Source organism: Rhodococcus sp. T2V, from assembly GCF_029269925.1.
Lineage (GTDB): Bacteria > Actinomycetota > Actinomycetes > Mycobacteriales > Mycobacteriaceae > Rhodococcus_F > Rhodococcus_F koreensis.
Genome location: NZ_JARJBD010000106.1, coordinates 1 through 18,523, shown reverse-complemented (window position 1 = coordinate 18,523; position 18,523 = coordinate 1). Strand labels below are relative to the sequence as shown.

Annotated in this window: 12 protein-coding genes and 3 pseudogenes; 6 read left to right on the top strand and 9 right to left on the bottom strand. The window is 63.0% G+C overall.

Going from position 1 to position 18,523, the window contains the following annotated elements; translation table 11 throughout:
* Positions 1-12: 12 nt before the first annotated feature.
* Positions 13-1,410, bottom strand: coding sequence for an ABC transporter substrate-binding protein (locus P3H15_RS45635; protein ID WP_276143350.1), 1,398 nt, complete (start codon positions 1,408-1,410; stop codon positions 13-15).
* 817 nt (positions 1,411-2,227) lie between these two features.
* On the opposite strand from P3H15_RS45635, the pseudogene P3H15_RS45630 reads away from it, so the two are divergent.
* Positions 2,228-3,653, top strand: a pseudogene (locus P3H15_RS45630) (IS1380 family transposase).
* Positions 3,654-4,380: 727 nt separating this feature from the next.
* Here the strand turns inward: P3H15_RS45630 and P3H15_RS45625 are convergent.
* Positions 4,381-5,040, bottom strand: coding sequence for a TetR/AcrR family transcriptional regulator (locus P3H15_RS45625; RefSeq protein WP_276143349.1), 660 nt, complete (start codon positions 5,038-5,040; stop codon positions 4,381-4,383).
* A 365-nt stretch (positions 5,041-5,405) separates the two neighbouring features.
* Between P3H15_RS45625 and P3H15_RS45620 the strand changes: the two are divergent.
* A pseudogene (locus tag P3H15_RS45620) lies at positions 5,406-5,806 on the top strand (IS3 family transposase); the annotation flags it as partial.
* 107 nt (positions 5,807-5,913) lie between these two features.
* Positions 5,914-6,265, top strand: a pseudogene (locus P3H15_RS45615) (gamma-glutamylcyclotransferase family protein); the annotation flags it as partial.
* 60 nt (positions 6,266-6,325) lie between these two features.
* Here P3H15_RS45615 and modA read toward each other — a convergent pair.
* From modA to P3H15_RS45595, 4 genes are all read right to left on the bottom strand, one after another.
* On the bottom strand, positions 6,326-7,129 hold the full coding sequence (gene modA / locus P3H15_RS45610) for a molybdate ABC transporter substrate-binding protein (RefSeq protein WP_276143348.1): 804 nt from the start codon (positions 7,127-7,129) through the stop codon (positions 6,326-6,328).
* Positions 7,130-8,015: 886 nt separating this feature from the next.
* Positions 8,016-8,816, bottom strand: a complete 801-nt coding sequence (locus P3H15_RS45605) for an ABC transporter ATP-binding protein (protein ID WP_276143347.1) — start codon at positions 8,814-8,816, stop codon at positions 8,016-8,018.
* Positions 8,807-9,874: an iron ABC transporter permease gene (locus tag P3H15_RS45600; RefSeq protein ID WP_276143346.1), complete on the bottom strand. Its 1,068-nt coding sequence runs from the start codon at positions 9,872-9,874 to the stop codon at positions 8,807-8,809. The genes P3H15_RS45605 and P3H15_RS45600 overlap by 10 nt, the downstream gene beginning before the upstream one ends.
* Positions 9,871-10,968 (bottom strand): ABC transporter substrate-binding protein, encoded by a 1,098-nt coding sequence (locus tag P3H15_RS45595; protein ID WP_276143345.1) that lies wholly within the window; start codon positions 10,966-10,968, stop codon positions 9,871-9,873. The genes P3H15_RS45600 and P3H15_RS45595 overlap by 4 nt, the downstream gene beginning before the upstream one ends.
* A gap of 255 nt (positions 10,969-11,223) precedes the next feature.
* Here P3H15_RS45595 and P3H15_RS45590 point away from each other — a divergent pair, with 255 nt between their 5' ends.
* Positions 11,224-11,436, top strand: coding sequence for a molybdopterin-binding protein (locus P3H15_RS45590; protein ID WP_276143355.1), 213 nt, complete (start codon positions 11,224-11,226; stop codon positions 11,434-11,436).
* Between the two features lie 538 nt (positions 11,437-11,974).
* Here P3H15_RS45590 and P3H15_RS45585 read toward each other — a convergent pair.
* Positions 11,975-12,493, bottom strand: a complete 519-nt coding sequence (locus P3H15_RS45585; protein WP_276143344.1) for a nuclear transport factor 2 family protein — start codon at positions 12,491-12,493, stop codon at positions 11,975-11,977.
* 299 nt (positions 12,494-12,792) lie between these two features.
* Between P3H15_RS45585 and P3H15_RS45580 the strand changes: the two genes are divergently transcribed.
* Complete coding sequence (locus P3H15_RS45580; protein ID WP_276143343.1) at positions 12,793-14,376, top strand: class I adenylate-forming enzyme family protein; 1,584 nt, start codon at positions 12,793-12,795, stop codon at positions 14,374-14,376.
* A gap of 387 nt (positions 14,377-14,763) precedes the next feature.
* Complete coding sequence (locus P3H15_RS45575; protein ID WP_276143342.1) at positions 14,764-16,590, top strand: CocE/NonD family hydrolase; 1,827 nt, start codon at positions 14,764-14,766, stop codon at positions 16,588-16,590.
* Between the two features lie 295 nt (positions 16,591-16,885).
* On the opposite strand, the gene P3H15_RS55615 is transcribed toward P3H15_RS45575, so the two are convergent.
* Entirely contained in the window at positions 16,886-17,215 is a 330-nt protein-coding gene (locus tag P3H15_RS55615) for a hypothetical protein (protein WP_346348855.1), read from the bottom strand.
* Positions 17,216-17,314: 99 nt separating this feature from the next.
* Positions 17,315-18,442, bottom strand: a complete 1,128-nt coding sequence (locus P3H15_RS45570; RefSeq protein ID WP_346348854.1) for an IS1634 family transposase — start codon at positions 18,440-18,442, stop codon at positions 17,315-17,317.
* Positions 18,443-18,523 lie beyond the last annotated feature (81 nt).

Below are 18,523 nucleotides of genomic sequence, written 5' to 3'. Positions count from 1 at the left end.
AATAGGCATTGGCTACTTCTTGATATGGAGGGAGTCGATATTCAACAACCCGAACGCGTCAAAGGTGGGATTACCTTCCACGCGATCAGTGTTCCAACCCTGAACGTTGGGATAGGTCACGACCGGGATCAGGTAAGCGCTCTCGGCAATCAGTTTGGCCGCAGCTTGGTACGACGCAATTGCCGTTGGGTCGCCCGGTGTGACGCTTGCCGCCGTACGGACCGCTTCCATGATGTCCGGGCGGTCGACTCCACACAGAGCCATTGGGGATCCGGGGCCGAAGTACGTGTCGAACTGACGAAATGTTCGACTTCCGGAATAGAAGGACAACAGCGCTCCAGGTTTCTTGGGAACGATGAATCCCGCCATCACATCACGGTCGCTCGTAATATCGACGTGTACACCGAGTCTCGCAAATTGCGCCTGAAGGGTCTCGGACTCCACCCCAAAGTTGAGCGTCGCCGGGTAGTGCAAGCTGATGGGGGCGGTAACGCCTGACTCGGCTACGAGTTGCTTCGAGCGCTCGGGGTCATACTCAATCGACTTCTTTAAATCCGGGTCGAAGGCAGCACTGTCCTCGGGCAACAGACTGTAGGCTGGCTCCGCAAGGCCACCATAGACGAGTTTCGAGAACCTTTCACGGTCGATTCCGACCTGGACAGCTTGGCGAAATTTCTCGTTGTTGAACGGCGATTCCGCCGTACACATGTTCAGATAGATGTTGTAAACATTAGAAATCTCGGTCGCAAACTTGTCGTTCGCGTCAATGGCCTCCGCGCTATTGACCGAGACGTAACTCGCCCAGTCCAGTTTCCCGGAAAGTAGGCCATTTGCGTGCTGCGGTCCAGTCGGAGTGTTAATGATGTCGACTCCCGCCAAGTGCACGTTGTCGGCGTCCCAGTAGTCCGGGTTCTTTCGCACCGAAAGGCGCTGACCAGGCTTGTTCTCCGTGACAGAGAAGGGGCCGGCGCCGACGGGCATCGTATCGATCTGGTCGGGGTTGGCAGCGATCTGCTTGGGCGACATGATTGCGCCGGCGACGCTCGACAGTTCGACGTAGAACTGCCCGGCAAGAGGTTGGCTCAACTTCACAACAGCCGTAAGTGGATCGATCACCTCCACGACATCTACCTGCCTGAGGCCTGGCGCGAGAACGGCCTGGGCGGTCGGGGTCAGCGGACTGCGCGCGCGCAGGAGACTGGTTCTTACCGCCTCCGCGTCGAAAGCCGCGCCGTCGCTGAAACGGACGCCCTCCCTCAAGGCGATCTTCACTGTGTGAGGATCGATTACTTCTACGCCCTTGGCCATCCACGGCGTGAAGACGCCGTCTCTGGACTGGCGCAGCAGGGTGCCGTAGAAGAGTTTGTAGTAGACAACCTCGTCTTCACCCCTCGACTTGGCAGTATCCAAGTGGATTCCTGATGCCGCCATGGGGAGTCCATACTTGAACACCCCTTCATCGCTCTGCTGACCACTGCTCGAACTACACGCACTCAACATGGCTGCGAGCATCAATAGAGCGAAAGCAACCGCCTGTGGGCGGTATCTCCCATGCATCTTCTGCGTTCTCCAATGTTCCGAGCCCCACCCTCCAGGAGGTTGAGGGCACGTGCGGATGTACATCTCACTGGCCGCTTGATGTGATCCGCGGCACAATAACGATTGTTAGTTAATAACGTAGAGGGTTCAGCGGCAATGGTCAACAGTCGGCTACTGAAGTGCGGCGATGCGGTTCGTCGCCGGAGCACATCTCTGGAATCGCGCAGCCAAGATGCTCTGGTTCATGCGACCAGCTGAGGCCCCCCGCTTGTCAGAATCTAGGTTCACTTCGCCGTAGCCGCGTCTGGGCCTTCGAAGTGCTCGAGATCCTGAGCGAGGGCCAATTACGTTGTGGTCCCTGGGTACAGACCGCGGCTGCTGGGGTCCGCTGGCCGTGGCCACCTGCCGCGAAGGCCAGATTCAGATTGGTCACGCGTGGGACCAGCGAGATGCGCTGCCGAGTGCGCAGCTAACGATGACTGATCCGTCGCCATTCTATCGTCTGGTAGATTTCCGTCCGCAGTCCTCGCCACGAGTGCACCCCAAGCGGCATTGCGACACGCCGCCTGAGCCTGAATCCGTGGAGGTGTAGTGGGATCGTCGGCGAGTGAACAGGGAAAGTGCCTCCCGTAGTGAGACAATCAGGATTCTCACGTCACAACTGTCCACATACGGAAGGGCACTTTCAGTGCAATCATCGCACACGTTCACGGCCGAATCCGCTGTGTTCGACGAACGCAATCTCGTGGCGTCTGCCGGTCTGGTTCCGGTGCTGGAACTGGCCGAACAGGCAGGACTGTCGGAGTTGATCGACACTCATGTCCGCTTCGACTCCACACGGGTGGCCTCGGGTGCGGTGAATCCGGTCGGGAAATTGACCTCGATCATCGCCGGGATGTGCACCGGAGCGGACGTCATCGACGACATGAACCTGCTCCGGGCCGGTGGGATGCCCGCCCTGTTCGATCAGGTGTACGCGCCGTCGACACTGGGAATATTCCTGCGCGAGTTCACCTTCGGGCACAGCCTCCAACTCGGGTCGGTGCTGCGCCGACACCTGATCGCCCTCGCCGCCCGCACCCCGCTGCTACCCGGCATCGCCGGGCGGGCGTTCCTCGACATCGACTCGCTGCTGCGCCCGGTGTACGGGCACCAGAAACAAGGAGCGTCGTACGGGCACGCGAAGATCGCCGGCCGCGCCCTGCTCCGCAAGGGACTGTCGCCGCTGGTCACGACCCTGTCCACCGCGCAGGCGGCGCCGGTGATCACCGAGATGCGGCTGCGGGCCGGCAAGAGCGGATCCGGCCGCGGCGCCGCCTCCCAGCTGCGGTCGGCGATCACCACCGCCCGCGCCTGCGGGGCGCACGGCACGATCATGGTCCGCGGTGATTCGGCGTTCGCCGAACACGGCCGTTATCGGCGCCGCGGTCGCCGCGGGTATCGAGTTCTCCCTGGTGATGACCCGGAATCCGCGCATCACCCGGGCCATCGACGGCATCGACGAGCACCAGTGGATGCCGGTGCACTACCCGGTGCGGTGATCGACCCCGAGACCGGGGAGCTGATCTCCGACGCCGAGGTCGCCGAGACCTCGTACACCGCGTTCTCCGGCCGCTACCGGGTCACCGCCCGCCTGATCGTGCGCCGGGTCAAGGACGCGAATTACCCGGATGCGTGGGGGTCCCTCCCTGCACGCAGTGCTTGGGGGCGTCCCGGTGTGCCGCTACCACCCGTTCTTCACCAGTTCCGATCTGTCGACCGTCGAGGCAGATATCGCCCACCGCAAGCACGCGATCGTGGAAACGGTGTTCGCGGACCTGATCGACGGACCCCTCGCGCACATCCCGTCGGGACGGTTCGGCGCGAACAGCGCCTGGGTGCTCTGCGCCGCGATCACCCACAATCTGCTGCGCGCCGCCGGCACCCTCGCCGGCGGACACCACGCCGTCGCCCGCGGCGCCAGCCTGCGCCGGCACCTGGTCAACGTTCCCACCCGATTCGCCCGGCCCGCACGCAAACCCGTGCTCCACCTGCCAGCTCACTGGCCACGACAAGCGCATTGGACATCCCTCTGGGACAACACCATCGACTACACGCCACCCCAAGCAGCCTGACTCTCGACACACCGGCCGCACCGGCCCCAACCCCAGGAACACATCGAACGTGGATGAGCTGACAACCAGGTCAGCAGATCAACTACACCCCGAACAGCATCACCTGTGCGCATCACAAACGAATCCGACCGAAATCAGCGATCCACGGATTCAGGCTGAGATATCGAAGCCCGTGGAAGTGGTCAACGTTCGAGCGATATCCGACCCGAACATGCTGTGCACCTTGAACTTTAGCCATCCGCTCGACCTTCAACCAACTTCAGCCACTGTGCCGAATCCCCGAAACCTACAGGACGACCACTCTAAGAACTACTGCAGCACTTCGGGCAGAAATCGGCTGATAAGAGCCACACCCCCGCGCAGACCTCGCGGTGGCGAGCCCGCGATTCCCGATGTCAGACGAGACACCAGTCAAACCAAACCCATGCACGCGGAGCATCTATCGCAGACCGTCACGCTCTGGATGATTCGTGAGGCTGAGGTCGCCTTGCGCCCACATGGTTAAAACGGATGTCTGCTCCGGCCCCTGTAGACGCCACCGTCACCGCTCAATCAACAGAAATGACATCGACCGGACCACCGGACGGTGAGCGCCTCCGAGTCCGGGACCTCTATACATATACACTCGATCCGATCACGCTTAAGGAGCAGGTCCGTCGGGTCGACAACTATGTAGCCACGGCAGCACGCGGACGTCCGCGGGACTACACAATCAACTCCACAGCGATCAACTCGTGGAAGCGGCCGGCTTGCGGGCTTTCGTCCGGGGAACTCGAGAATTCTGTTCGGCACCCACAATGCTTAGCGCGTAATCAGCGTGCTGGCGTGCAACGTCCTCTGCTGTCAACTCCCCACCCGACTGAAACCAACGCGCGATACTCACACACATTTCTCGGATCGCGAACGAGGCCAATTTGGGCGACTCCACCGTGAAGACACCCACATTTTGTCCATCAACAATCAGCTGACGGAAGGCGCGCTCATGATCTCGTCGAATAATTTGGGCTTTAGCACGCTCCGGTTCCTCCAGGTTCGAAGAATCCTGATTGACCACCAGCGCTTCTCTCGGGTGGGTAGCGTGATGCAGGGCATAGACTTCGGTCGACCTCCGTAAGCGCTCGACCGGATCGTCGGTCTCAGCTATGACGCGTTCGAAGTCCGACACGACATGACCTAGTGTGTCGAGCACTATCTCGCGCAGCAGTGCGCTTTTCGACTCCATGTGGTTGTACAAGCTCGGAGTTCGGATGTCGAGGCGCTCAGCCACCTGCTTGAGCGACGTACCGTGATACCCACGTTCGGCAAACAAAGTCAACGCGGCATCGAGTACGTCCGCCCGCGTGACGGACGGCCCGGACGTCAAACGCTTGTCGATGTACTCAGCCATGGGCCCCATCTTGTCAGCCAGCGCAACCGAACCCTGATCGGCCGCTATACGTGTTTCAAACGAATGTTAACTAGTCTACGACATCAGCAACGCGAGATGCGGAGATGCGGAGATGCGATGGGTGCAATCGGCGACCCATCTCATGATCTGACACCAGAACACCCTTACGCAGCCGCGCCCGCGGTACAGATCTCCGGAAGCGCGCCTCGAGGGCGCCAGCACGATGGCGTTCTCGCACCAAAGGAACGTTGTTGGGCAACGTTCCAGAGGGCGATCCGAAGCGCTCATGATCGGGATTGCAGCTGGCTGCGCAACGCCGACATTGAGGACGGCACCCGACACGGCCTCACACGGGACGAACCGACGAGCTCCGCGAGGCCCGCAACCGCTTCCGGCTGTTCGAACAGGAAACAGTGGTGATGTGTCGGGCGGTCGCCATCCCATCGCGGAACGTCAACCCAAAATGATGTTCCCGCTGGTCCGTCACCTAGCCTCCGACGGTACCCCCGACGCGGTGACCTGCCGGGTGCTGGGATTCTCCCGGCAAGCGTTCTAAACGTGGAACACCGATCCCGTGTCCCGACGAGATTGGAACGATACCCATCTGATCAACGCCGCACTCGATATCCACGTCGGCGATCCGGAATTCGGATATCGGTTCATAGCCGACGAACTACCCGCCCACGGCATCCTCGCCGGAGAGAACCGCGTCCACCGGCTGTGTTCGCAGCAGTGGGTACTTGCGAATATGCGCGGCCTTGTTCGACCAGCCTGGGTCGCCGGCCGGCCGTTCCATTGGATTCGCGAGTTCCATCTCGTCGACTGGGCCCGGGGTATCGGTGGGTTCTTCGAGCAGCTGCTGGACCTGGGCCGATGACCGCACCAGATCTCGAGTCCGATGGTGTGGTCCTGTTGTTCTCCTACGGGACGCTGCGTCAGCCGGGGGTCCAGCTGGCCACCTTCGGGCGTGCGCTTGCCGCCGACGTCGATGCCCGGCCACCGGCTCGGGGAGCGCTGATCACCGATCCCGAGGTCATCGCCCGCAGCGGCATTGAACGGCACCCGATGGTGAGCCCCGCGGGATCCGATGCGCGGATCGAGGGTGCGGTGTTCACCGTCATCGCCGACGATCTCGCGGCGGCGGACGCGTACGAGGACGGGCGACTACACCCGGATTCAGGTTCCGTTGGTCTCCGGCCGGCGAGCGTGGGTATACGTGTTGGCGTCCACGCCCCTGACGGACCCGCACCCGCAATTTCGAGGTGCGGGACCGAGCGTGGGTGGGTCAGGGTGCAGCGAATCCGGCGTCGACGAGGACCTTCTGTCCGGTCGGGCCGGTGACGAGAGTAATGAATTCCTGTGCGGTGGGCCTGTTCTGCGAGTTCTTCAGTACCGCGATCGGGTAGGTGTTCACCGCACCGGAGGATTCGGGGAAGGGCACGGTAGTGACCGCGTCCTTGGCGCCGGCGGCGTCGGTGACGTAGACCAGTCCGGCGTCGGCCTGCCCGGAAGTCACCTTCCCGAGCACGTCGGTGACCGAGGATTCCTCGCTGACCGGGGTCAGGGTGACGCCGGTGGAGTCTTCGACCTTCTGGGTTGCGGATCCGCAGGGCACCTGGGGTGCGCAGACCACGACCTGGTTGCCCGGTGCGACCAGGTCGGCGAAGGAGGTGATGTTCTTCGGGTTCCCGGGCGGGGTGACGATGGTGAGGGTGTTGGTGGCGAAGTTGACCGGCTCACCCTCGATCAGGCCGGCGTCGACGGCCTTGGTCATGTTGGCGGTGTCGGCGGAGGCGAACACGTCACCGCTGGCGCCTTGGTCGAGCTGCGCGACCAGGTCCGAGGAGCCGGCGAAGTTGAATTCGACGTTCGTCCCCGGGTGATCCTTTTCGAACTGTTCGCCGAGTTGGGTGAAAGTGTTCTTGAGCGAGGCGGCCGCAAAAACGGTGATGGAGCCGGTGATCTGCGATTCGGTGGCAGCCCCGCTGGTCGTGGCCGGTGCCAACGAATCGGTGTCCGAACTCGAACAGCCGGCGACCAGTGCGGTGGCGGTCAGTGCGATCAGTGCCGTGCCAAACAGCGTCTTCATCGGGGTCCTCCTGAGAATGATCGGTTAGTCGGGCCCGGTCCTCGTCCGAGGATCGGGCGGTAGTGGTGGGAATGCCGAACGGTGTGTGGCGCGTGATATGACGATGTCGCTGATCGCGACCCGCCAGGGCGACGTCTGTTCGTGGTGGTGGCGAGTGCAGTGGTATCGGTGACATAGCCGCCGGTGGGTATGAGCGGGTTGCGGCCGGTTGGGGGTGTCGACAGTAGTGGGGCAGAACGCGGCCAGCGCGGTACACGAGCAGGCTGTGAATGACCGGGCCGAAGCGGGGCATCAGCTGGGATCCGCCAGGGTGGCAACTCAGGCCGTCTACGAGGGTGCCGGCGTGCACCGTGTTTAGCGCGAATGCAGGCCGTCTGCCGGGCTGTCGGGTGGCGACGACGACGGTGACGAGGCCGGTGTCGATCGATCCGCTGAAGTCGCACTGGATGCAAGTGACGTCGAGGGCTCCCAGATAGTGGGGGACGGGGGCCGATGCTGCCGCGGTTCTGCCCGGGTGCCAACGGCTCGCGCGTGCAGATTCTCGTCACCGGCGCGCCGCTTGAGCGGCCGGGGTCTCGACGCCGGCGGCCGCGGAGCCCTCGGTGACCAGCGTTCCCGACCCGTTGCCCGCCGGGGTGCCCTACTCCTCCTCCAAAAGGTGCTACGAGGGTGCGGCCGGCGACCTGGATCTCCGGGCGCAGCACCCAGGGGCCGTCGCCGTGGACGGCGTACCTGCCGGCCGCGGAGGTGTCCGCGGCCGTCAGCGCCGCGGTGGTGCGCAGCGGTTCGGCGAGGGTGGCGCCGAGGTTGTCGGCGAGGACCTTCCGGTGGGTCGGGATCGGTGGCAACGACTCCCGGAGCGTGGTCCGGGCCTGCTCGAGGGTGGTCACCGCGGCCCGGGCTTCCGATGCCCCAGTGGTGTGCAGGTGGTGACCAGTCCGTGCTCAGGGGTGGGGATGGCGGTGACGAGGAGCTCGACGTCGTAGGCGTCGCGCATCGCCAGTGCGGTGAGTACCTCGTCGACGGGTCCGATGTGGTGGTCGCCGCCGGGCTGGAAGAGGGCGGCGGTGGTGGCGCAGGTGAACGCGTGCTGCGGGTTGTGGGAGGTCATCACTATGGCCATCCCGTCCGCGGCCAGCTCGGCCACACAGTTCAGTACCCGGGCCTCGTTGCCGAGGTCGAGGTTGGCGGTGGGTTCGTCCATCATCAGCAGCTCCGGTTGCTGGGCCAACGCCCGGGCGATGAGCACCATCTGCCGTTGCCCGCCACTGAGTTCGAGGAAGTTGGCGTCGGCGAGATCGGTGAGGCCGAGGCGGTGAAGTGCGTCGGCCGCGATGTCCCGGTCGCGGTGGGTGGGTGATCCGCGCAGGCCCAGCCACGCGGTCCTGCCGAGCAGCACGACGTCGGAGACCGCGAAGTTGAAGACGTCGCCGCCGCTCTGCGGGACGTACCCGATCCGCCGGGCGAGATCACGGCGGCCCAGATCGCGGGCCGCGGTGCCGTCGATGCGGATCGTGCCGCCCAGCGGGGGGAGGAATCCCATGATGGTCCGGAACAGGGTGGTCTTGCCGACCCCGTTGCGGCCGAGCAGGCACAACACCTCGCCGGGTTCGACGGTGAAATTGATGTCGCGCAGGACCGGCCGGTTGCGGTAGCCGCAGGTGAGATGGTCGACGGTCAGAGCCATCCGCGTCGCCTCCCGGCCGCGAGGAGGTACAGGAACACCGGCGCACCGAGCAGCGCGGTGAGCACGCCGAGCGGGATCTCGATGCTCGACGCGGACCGGGCGACGTCGTCGACGGCGAGCAGGAACAGCGCACCCAACAGGGTCGCCGCCGGCATCGCGTACCGGTTGTCGGGTCCGACGAGGATCCGCGCGAGGTGTGGGATGATCAGTCCCACCCAGCCGACGACGCCGGCCACCGACACCGCCGCCGCGGTCAGCAACGTGGCGGCGGCAATCGTTGTCCCCCGCACCACGGCCACGTTGATGCCGAGGGCCTGCGCCTGATCGTCGCCGAACGACAACGCGTTCAGCCGCCACCGCAGCACCGTGAGCGGGATCCCGGCGACCAGCAGGGCGCCGCCGAGCACGATCAGGTCCACGGACCGGACCGCCGACAGCCCGCCGAGGAGCCAGAACGTGATCTGCGGCAGTTTGTTCTCCGGGTCACCGACATACTTGACCAGCGAGATCAGCGCCGAGCACAGGGCGGCGACGACCATGCCGGTCAGGATCAGCGTCAGGATCGACCCGCCGCGCGGATCGACAGCGCGGTCGACGACGAAGACCACCGCGACCGCGGCCAACCCGAACACGAACGACAGGGTTTGGGTGGTGGTCGTGCCCAGCGCGAACAGCAGACCGAGTGCGGCGCCGAGCCCGGCACCCCCGGATGCCCCCAGGACGTCGGGGGAGACCATCGGATTGCGGAACACGGCCTGAAACGCGGCACCGGCGAGGGCGAGCGCGGCGCCGACCATGATCGCGGCCCAGATCCGCACCAACCGCACCTGGTAGAAGATCTGCGCCACATCGGCGGTGGCCGGATCGTTCGGATCCCGGAGCACCGACACGATCTCGCCCGCCGAAAGGGGATAGTGCCCGAGGGTGGCCGACAGTAGGGCGCCGGCGGCGAGCAGCACGATCATCGTCACCAGGACCGCCGGGTGCCGTCGCCGCGCCCGCGACGCGTTGTTGGTGGGAGCGGCGGTGTTGCTTCGGTTTTCGGAGACCGCGGTCATGGCCGGTGGGCGGTCAGGATCGCCCGGGCCTGGTCGTCGGTGAGGTCGTAGCCGAGGAAGGTGCGGTAGAACGCCGTCGTTTCGGCGACCATGTCGACGTCGGTGAACAGTTCCGGGTGCAGGAGCTTGCCGGCCCACAGCAATTGCAGTGCCCCCTCGGCCGAGTACCGGTCCCAGAAGAACGCGCCGACCGGGTTCATGTGCACCCGGGCAGATTGGACCGCCGAGACCCGGGCCCATGCCGGATCGGCCGTCAACTCCCGGGCAGCGCGGTCGGGATCGGACGGGTCGGTCAGGGTGGTCGACCCGAGGATGATCACATCCGGATTCCACGCGAGGATCTGCTCGATGTTCACGCCGACGTTGTTGCCGGGCACGACGGCGGCGTTTCGGCCGCCTGCGGCCTGGATCCAGGCGTCGATGATCGTGTCGGTGCCGTCCACGATCAGCGGGTTCAGGGAGGTGATGTGCAGGACCTTCGGCCGCTCGGCCTGCCCGATGGAGCTGGTTGCGCCCCGGACCTTGGCGAGGTTCTTGTCGAGGTAGGCGTTGAAGTCGGCGGCCCGGCTCGGGGCCGATCCGCCGAGCACGTCACCGGTGGTGCTCACCACCTGCTTCAGGCCGTCGTAGTCGGTGAAGGTGAGCTGGACCGTCGGAATGTTCAGGTCGCCCAGCGCATCGGACACCTTCGATCCGGCCGGCATGAAGACGACGTCCGGGCGTTGGGCGAGGAGCGCTTCCACATCGGCGGTGGTGTTGGTGAACACCGTCTTTGCGTCGTTCATGTGAGGGTTGACCTCGTACAGCCACGGCACCAACTCCTTCGTCGACACGGTCGCCACCACCTTCTCGCCGGCGCCGAGCATCGCGACGACCTCGTTGTGGGCCTGCCACGCGTCCGCCACCCGCTCGACGGTGCCGGGAACGGTGACACTGGCGCCGGTGCTGTCGATGACCACCCGCGGCGGTGCGGCGGGGTCCGCCGCCGTCTGCGAGGACGCGCCGGCGCATCCGGCCACCAGCAGCACTGCCGCCAGCGTGGCGGTCAGACGGGCAGCACCACCGCCGCGCATGCGCGCGTTCGAAATCGACAACTCGAGCCTCCGTGTTCGACAGACCTGATGGCGTATCCAAAGCCCGCACGTGCAGCACGGTCGGGACAAATGCTGCAATGAGGAGAATTTCGGGGTACTGCGTCGCATCTGCGGTGAATAAAATAGCATCTATCCGCACACGCGGAATCTCGTCTCCGCCGCTAAGGCGATGCCCCCCGGCTCGCGGAAAACACACCGCTGGGCCATTGCTCCGGCTAGCGTCGGAGCTATACACCCCTCAAGATGGAGGTTCATGTGCGCCTGTCCACCCGAAACCAGCTCACCGGAACGATTACCGACGTCACCATCGGCAGTGTGATGGCCACGGTGAAAGTGAAACTCGATGGAGGCGAACAGATCGTCACTGCATCCATCACGAAGGAAGCGGTCGAGGAACTCGACCTCAAGGCGGGGGTGGCGGCAACCGTGCTTGTGAAGTCCACCGAGGTGATGCTCGGCGTCGAGTAGACGCCGCCCTTCTGGTATCGATCCCACCGCATTCAGTCGAGCTCAGCTGATCAGGATCGAGCCTTTTGAAGTGGGCGGGGCGAAACATGGATTAATCGAGCGGGTGTTGCGAAAGACTCAACGGCTGCAGCGTAGATGCACGCTCTGCCGATCCCTTCCCGGGTGACCACAGGGGCAGCGAGCAACAAAATCCCTCGGAGAGCGTCCGGAATGAACTGTCGACGCCGTCCGCGACCGGCGGCACCGCGCAACCCGGCGGTCGAGACGGCGATGACCAACCGGGTGATGGCGTCCTCGAACCCGTCGGTGGGGACCGTCCCCGACTCTTGCCGAGCGCCGATTCTGATCGGCACGACCCCACCACCCTGACTCGCGACAGCCTCGCGATACCCAGGCGCACACCGCATCGATGACGTTCGACTGCTGAGCCCGGCCAGCGAACCGTGCAACTCGCGGAGCGATGAGCTGCAGCAACGGGCAGCACTCTCACGAATGCGATGTGCACCTCGCCGCCGCGAGGGAACACGAACGGTCTTGGTTACGAGCGTACGAAACTCGAGCCCCGGTTCTCTCGTTCAGAAAATTTCCACTCCCCAGACGCGCTCCGACTTAGGGAGTCGTGATAGCGGCCAGCCCGGATTGCTACTCCCCCAATATCGGTCGCCTTCATCACCAAATAATCGGAAACGGCAGTCGCGAGTCCGCCGTCGACATCGATGATCGAATTGAAAGTCAGGTGTTTGATTCCGTCAGGTACAGGCCACGATGCGACCAGATTTCTAATCTCAGTGATCCCGTTGTACACAACCCCTGCGACTGTCCACCGAGCGTCTGAATGGAAGAGGTTGGCGGCCTCCCCGTAATCGCCGTCGTCCATCAACTGACAATAGGCAGCAAGCGTGCGTCGCACACCCTCGATGTCATTTGCGACCATTACATCCTCCTCAAGAACTTCTTTGAAAGGCTTGAATGCCAACGTGGTCACATAGAGGACCACACGGGCATCCAGCGGCAAGATCTGGAGATCCGATCGAACCGGAGTTGCCGAAACCGACATTGAACAACCCTGGGGGGCTGGCGGCGGGCCGGAAGCACGTGCGTGCCCCGTCTACGATGGACGATCACATCCTGCCCGCCAATCGGATGGCAGGCAAGCGGTTTCGTAGCAAACACTCAGGGCTCCTGAGCGCTTCAACGCTCCACTTCACGTCAGACTTGCAGATGTGACGGATGTCCGAACCGGCAGATGCGTACGCCGCCCTCCGCGCCTTGATGCTGAGCCCTGACGTCCCTCTAGCCGCATCCTGTGACGTAGGCTATAGTCTGGTAACTAATGATTGTTAATTAGGAGTATTCGTGATTCATACCGACCTCATCACCACCGTCCCGGAACTTCTCACCCGCCAAGCCAGGGAATACCCCGACAAGATCGCCTTCCACGACATCCGTCAGCAGGTAACCTACGCCGACCTGGATGCTCGTACGGCTCGGCTCGCTGGTCACCTGTTGGACCTCGGCCTGGGCCCCAAAGAGCGGTTCCTGATGTATTTGGACAACTCCATCGAGGTCGTCGAGGGATATCTGGTGGCGCCGCGGGCGGGAGTCGTCGCGGTGTGCGCGAACCCCACCGCGACTCAGCCGGAACTTACCTACATCGCCCAGAATTCCGGCGCACGGATATTGATCACCGATGAGGCTCATCTTGCGATTGCCCTCAGAACTGCTCAAGACGTTCCAGGCCTGACAACGGTGATCGTGACCGGATCTTGCACTCCCCCGACCGACCCGCCGACTGACATTACGCTCGTCTATTACGACGATTTGGTCCACCGTGACTCCAAGGCCTCCACTCCAGACGAGACCGGCATGGACGAGTGGACATGGATGCTGTACACAAGCGGCACAACCGGACGTCCGAAGGGAGTTCAGTTGTCCCAGAGGGGTTGCCTCTGGGTGGTTGCCGCATGCTGGGTGCCGATTGTCGGCCTCAGCGCCGATGATCATCTGCTGTCGTATCTTCCGCTCTTCCACTCCTACGCGCTGGTGCTCTCCATCATCGGCGTGGCCGCAGTTGGCGCTACTGCGACATTGCTACCGAAGTACTCACCCCGAGACGTTAGGGTGCGGTTGGCATCCGAGGGCGTGACCTTGCTTCCCGGTGTCCCGACGATGTTTCAGTACCTCATCAATACCCGCGAGTCGCGGGAATGCCTGAATGCACCGAAGCTTCGGCTTTGCATCTCGGCGGGAGCCATCATGTCCGGCGCGCTGAACCAGGAGTTCGAGCAGTACGCAGCCGTACCGCTCCTTGACGGCTACGGGATCACCGAGACCTCCACAATGGTGACGATGAACGCCCCGACTGGCGGCCGTGTTCCCGGCTCCTGCGGCGTGCCGGTGCCCGGAATCTCGGTGCGGTTCGTCGGCCCCAACGGCGTCGACGTTCCATACGGCGACGAGGGAGAACTGTGGGTTCAGGGGCCTAACGTGATGCTCGGCTACCATGCGCTGCCTGATGCCACGGCTGCAGCGATGGACAACGGCTGGTACCGCACCGGCGATCTCGGACGACGCGACCGGAACGGCTTCATCTCGATCACCGGCAGAGTGAAGGAACTGATTATTCGAGCCGGTGAAAATATCGCTCCTGCCGAAGTGGAGGAAGTGATACTCACCTGCAGCGGTGTCGACGACGCCGCTGTGGTGGGTGCACCACATCACGACTTGGGCGAGGTGCCAGTGGTATTCGTTGTACCTACGAGCGGCCACGAGCTCGACCACGAGCACATTCTGGCTGTCTGTCGGGAGAACCTCGCCTACTTCAAGGTGCCCGAGCAAATCATCGAAGTTAGTCAGATACCAAGGACACCGTCAGGAAAGATCCGACGCTTCGAGCTCAAGCCCCAGATCAGTGCCTCGACATCTACCTCGTCGAGCTGACCACAGACCCCGCGCGGGCGCAGCCCGTCCGCCGCAGAAAGGACGAGAGGTGAAGATCGCAGGTGCAGTACTGGAGCTGATCGGTAACTCAACGCCCCACCCTGGAGTGATCCGGTGACCGTGTGCGAACTCGAGCTCGTGCCTCCGGGGTCACAAGAAGCCTTGATACGAATGGACGCAGCAGGCATTTGCTACTCGGCCTGTCTGTCTTCGACGGGGCGGTCGGATCCACTCACATGAGCGAGTAATGCACGTTCTTCGCTCAAAATGGCCTGGTTCGCAGTACTTCGCCCACGCAAAAGCAGAATACCCGTTCTGGCCAATCTCGAGTATCACCATTAATAGACCACACGTGGTTTGATAAATAACGTAGGAGACTTAAGAGGCATGAGTCAGAAAATAATCGTTGAGCAGGATGTAACCATTCCACTCAGGGATGGAACGCACACGAAAGCGGACATTTTTCGACTGGATGATGACGTTCGTCGGCCTGTCATTCTGCAACGGTCAATCTACGGTAAACAGGGATACATGGAGCACGCGTATGCGGGCCCGATGAATATCGTCAGGGCCGGATACGTTTACGTTTCGCAGGACTGCCGCGGTTGCGGCGAGTCAGACGGCTACCTTGAATTCTTCTTCCAGGAACAAGAAGACGGGTACGATTCCGTCGAGTGGGCAGCGGAACAGCCGTGGTCGAACGGGAAGGTTGGGATCGTCGGCAATTCCGCCCTGACGATGACCGCGCTTCAGGCAGTCGCGGCGCAGCCACCTTCGTTGGCTGCAGCTTTCGTCGTCGACGGCCACACCGATATGGAGACGTGGACGAAGCGGGGGGGTGTTCCGTCCGAGGTATACTTCGGAGCTCAGTTCATCCCACACATGGTCGCGCTCAACAACCTGAAGCGCCTCGATCTGGACGCGGATGGCCGCGCCGAACTAGAGCGGAACGTGGCGAGTGCACTCAGCGCAACCAGGGAAGACCTTCTGCACCTCCCCGTGTTGAACTTCGAGGGGCTTAAGGATGACCGCGTTACTTCCGGATTACACCGCATCTTCCTGGCCGAGCCAACAGACCCTCTCTGGAAAAAGGATTCGACTGCGCTAGGAAAGGAACCTGAACGGGCGCGCGTGCCGATCAAAGCCGTCGCGGGACTCTATGCACCATTCGTGGGATCGATGGCAAACGTTTGGAGCGCCAATCCGGATATTGGGCACGAACTTATTATCGGACCCTGGGGCCACTTTGGCACCGTGGGTGCCCCGACTGGCGTTCGAAACTACTTGGAAGCGCCAGCCGGCGGACGCAAGGCATGGTGGTCTGCGATGATCGCCTGGTTCGATCAGTGGATGAAGGATGAACCCTCACCAGAGGGATCGCGGCGATCCAAGTTGTATTACTTCTTGCCAGGCGAGAATCGGTGGGCAGCGTCGTACACGTGGCCACCATCTGGATCTGATCTCGATCTCTTCCTCAACGGTGCCAGCTCGAGCGCGATGTCTTCGGACAGCCGAGTGGGGGCACTCGATTTCGAACTGGCAGCTGAATCTTCGAGTCACACATATATTTACGACCCTGCCAATCCCGCGCCTACCGTCGGCGGCGTGGTGATCGATATCGGACAGTTAGCCCGGTTCGACTCTACCTTGACAGCTGACGGGCCCCACGATCAGCGTCGGCTGGAAACACGAGAAGATGTCCTCATCTACGATTCTCCCGTATTGGACGATGTAGTCCGGGTTGTCGGCTCTGCGTCGGCAACGATCTGGGCTTCTAGTAGTGCTGAGGACACCGACTTCATTGTTCGGCTCATCGACGTGGAGCCGGATGGGTTTGCGGCGAAGCTGGCCGAAGGCGTGATTCGTACCCGCTACCGCCACGGAACCAACGATTCATGGCTTACACCAGGAGAACCGGTCGAACTCAACGTCGAACTTGACCCGGTCGTTCACAGCTTCATGCCCGGCCATAGAGTCCGCGTGCACATCACGAGCAGCAGCTTCCCGAAGTACGCTCGGAACCTCAACTCGCGGGTGGTGCCGGAACTCGGCGTCGAGACCGACATCGTCGTGGCCCGCCAGAGCGTACACCATGGGCCAGATATGTCATCGCGAATCACCCTTCACATCGTTCCCGCCGTAGAGTCAGAGTCGCCATACGACCTGTCGTCTTCACCGCGCCCGGCAGAGCTGGACGATTCCCGCGCGAGATGAGGCCCATTGCGCGACAAAATGCTCGCTGACGCTACACGGAAGCGCTTCTAGATGCGCCTCGGTCGCGTTGGCCAGAAGGGCTGAGGGCACCGGACCTGCCGAGGGATGTTGTTTGTGGTCATAGTAGGAATGCACCTACCTCGACAACACCTGCCTAATGCAGCAACGGCCGTTCGTGATGTCGGTATTTGCAATCGGAGTGTGGCTTGGTTGGCGTGCTGCCAGCCAAGCCACGCCGACGTGGGAATGTCATACCTGCGACCTGACTTGCACAGACTTAATGTGCCAACGCTGACTACGAGTGCGGGATGTCCAGTGCGGTGAGGATGCGGGCTGCGTCGGCGGTGAGTGGGTCGGCGGCGGTGTGGGGTTGGCCGGCGATGGTCAGGCTGATTTCTTGCAGGGGCCGGAGAGTTGTCACGATGCGTCCGATCGAGATCCCGGTCTCGGCTTGCAGGTAGCGGGCTACGGCGAGGGCGGTGAACACCACGGTGAGGTGGGCTTCGATCGCGTCTCGCGTGTGGTGGAACATCGGCCGCGCCCGTAGATCAGTTTTCGACATGCGGAACGACCGCTCGACGTGCCAGAGGTCGTGATACTTGACGATGGCCTCGCCCGGTGTCATCAGGGTGGCGGAGAGGTTGGCGGATGTAGCCCTTCAACCCGACCAGCGACCGGGCCCGATCCTGAGATGCGCTGTCGAGGGTGCGGCCGCCCGCGGTGGTCACGGACGAACCTCGTCGATTTCGGTGCCTTCGCCCCGTCGACGACCTCGCGGGCCCGGGCTTCTTGGGCGTTCAGGGTTTGGTTGTCGCGGACGGCGCGGCGCTTCGAGTACTGCCACACCGCCCGCCACGACTTCGGATGTCCGGCTGCGTCCCAGACGGGTTCGGTGCGGTGACGGACATTGTTGACGGTGCTCTTCGCATGCCTCGGGGTGAGGAGTGTCGATGATCTGACCGTCGGTGAAAACGTCACCGTTCCAATGGAAATGGTTCGCCAGATCAGCGGGCGCCTTGGTAACACGGGAGCCGACGATGAACTTCAGGCCGGCGTCGTCGAGGTCCTTGAGGTTGCCGGCCGACAGCATGCCGGCGTCCGCGGCGACGACCATCTCGACACCGGCGATGTCGTGCCGGGTCTGGAACTGCCGGATCATGGGCACGATCGTGTGGGTTTCGGCCTTGTTGCCCTCGAAACAGCCGATCTCGAGGGGGAATCCGGTCCGGTCGACGAGCAGTCCGACCACGATCTGTGGATCGACGCGACGTTCCTTCGAGTAGCCGACCTTGCGGAGGTCGTCTTCCTTCTCCGCCTCAAAATACAGGGTCGTCACGTCATAGAGAATCAGTGACAGGCCTCCGGTCGTCGCGGCATGCTCGAAGCATTTCGTGGCGACACGATCCCGGTAATCGCTCGTAGCGCAACGCTTGAGTGCGTTGGCGTAGGTGTTGCGGCGGGCTGGGGTCAGGCCGATCTCGCCGACGACTCGGGCGGTGTCGCTCATCGAGGTCGGCTCCACGAGTCGACCGAGGACCAACTGGAAGAACGCGTCGTCGTCAATCGCATCGAACCCCAACCTGCGCCATCCGGTCTCGATCACCTCGATCAGCCAGCGGGATCGTTTCGCCGCGACCACCGACCCGCGCTCACCACCGCCGAGGCCGAGGTCGAGTTCCTGCTGGCCGGCCTGCAACTTCTCCCGAGCCGTCTGCAGCAGGGCCGTCAACTCGCCGTCCGTGTGTGCGGAGCCGAGGTGCTCGACGACTTTGTCGCGGCGGCCCTGCTTGACCGCGATCTGCACCGCCGTCGCCCCGGATGCAGTCCGAACTTTGCGAATGTACGCCGCCACCTGCCAGATCCTACCGACCCGTTAGTCCCAAGTTACGGCCGGCTTTCGGCCGAATCCCTGCGGTCTGCCAGGGAGAACTGT